The organism is Johannesbaptistia floridana (genome assembly GCF_057440575.1).
The window spans coordinates 1-1,392 of sequence record NZ_JALKVM010000323.1 but is presented as its reverse complement, the minus strand read 5'-3'; the positions used below and the strand labels follow the sequence as shown (position 1 = coordinate 1,392).

1 protein-coding gene is annotated in these 1,392 nt (G+C 44.0%); it reads left to right on the top strand.

Features of this window, described 5'->3' with window-relative positions:
- Positions 1 to 345 precede the first annotated feature (345 nt).
- Entirely contained in the window at positions 346 to 1,377 is a 1,032-nt protein-coding gene (locus MW688_RS18625) for an IS110 family RNA-guided transposase (protein ID WP_486737513.1), read from the top strand.
- The last annotated feature ends 15 nt before the right edge of the window (positions 1,378 to 1,392 follow it).

Here is a 1,392-nt window from a genome sequence, read left to right as displayed (position 1 = left end):
AATGTCGGGCTTACAGTCCAGACATTCATCGTCCTTTATGTTTATGGTATTATTATTTTTCTCGAAAGCGAAAAAGGAAAATGTGTAAGTTGTTGCGGCAGCCCCTCACCCCAAGTGGGGGCTGTCGCAAACAACTGGAACATTTTGTAACCGCTTAGACACTGGCCGGAGTAAAGAGTTTCATCGTCTGGGCTTCGAGCCCGTACCCTGATTTTTCACTCCGTGCCAGGTGTTTGAATGTAAGTTCGAATAGTAATATGGGACAAGTCGCTTATAGCGACGGAACCCGCTGTAAAGGATGTGAACTATTCAGACACGGTCTGAGCATAAATGCTTAGCTAAGATATGAATTATTCTCCTGCACACCAGTTTTTTGTGGGCTGGGATACCTCAAAAGAGACTCTCAATTACTGTGTCCGCTCTATGTTAGGAGCTATTATCAACGAAGGTGAAGTGAAAAATGATCGGTCGTCGATCAGGGCTTTATTGCAGCAGTTAGCTCAACAGCACGAGGTATTCCTTGGTGAGTTCTTACATTGTGTGGAAAACACAGGCCAATATTGTCACCCTTTACTGGGTTTGAGTGCGCAACTCCCAGAGCTATACATTTGGTTAGAAGACCCTTTACAGCTCAATCGGAGCATGGGTAGACAAAAGAACAAAACGGATATTATTGATGCGCGTAATGTATCGGAATATTGCCTGCTACATCACCGTAAAGCAACACAATATCAACTGCCCAGTCAGCTACAGCAACAAGTTGATTTTATTAATAAAATGCGTCTACGCCTAGTTCGTCACAAGCAGGCTCTGGGCACCTCGCTAGAAGAACGAAAGGCATTTGTCTTGGACCCCCTGGATAAATTAGCAGTTGAACTCATTAAGCAGCAGTTGGAAGCCACTAAGAAAACTATTACCGAACTCGAACAACGACTCGAACACCTAATTGCAAAGGATACCAAAGCAGCCCGTAAATACGCTATCGCTCGTTCTGTTTTGGGCTTCGGTCCTAAAAACACCCTTACCGTCATGGCCATAACTGGCTTATTTGAAAAAATTCCTACCGCAAAAGCCTGTGCCTCTTATGCAGGAATTAGTCCCCACCCCAGACAAAGTGGTAAGTGTCTCAAGCGTAACAGTAGAATCAGTCGCGCAGCCAGTAAAGAACTTAAGACGGCTATCCATCAAGGAGCCAAATACCTCATCACTCCTCAATGTGACTCCCCCTTTAAGGATATCTATCAGCGACTAAGACTTAGAGGACGTACCTACAACCAAGCCATTAACGCCGTGCGCAATAAAATGATCACTGTGCTTTATGCTTGCTTACAAAAAGACACTATGTATGAGAAAAAAGTACATCAATCATTTGGATGAACAATAGTAATCTGG

Excerpts from the sequence above, each read along its gene's own strand:
- MW688_RS18625 (WP_486737513.1), top strand. The coding sequence starts at position 346 with ATGAATTATTCTCCTGCACACCAGTTTTTTGTGGGCTGGGATACCTCA.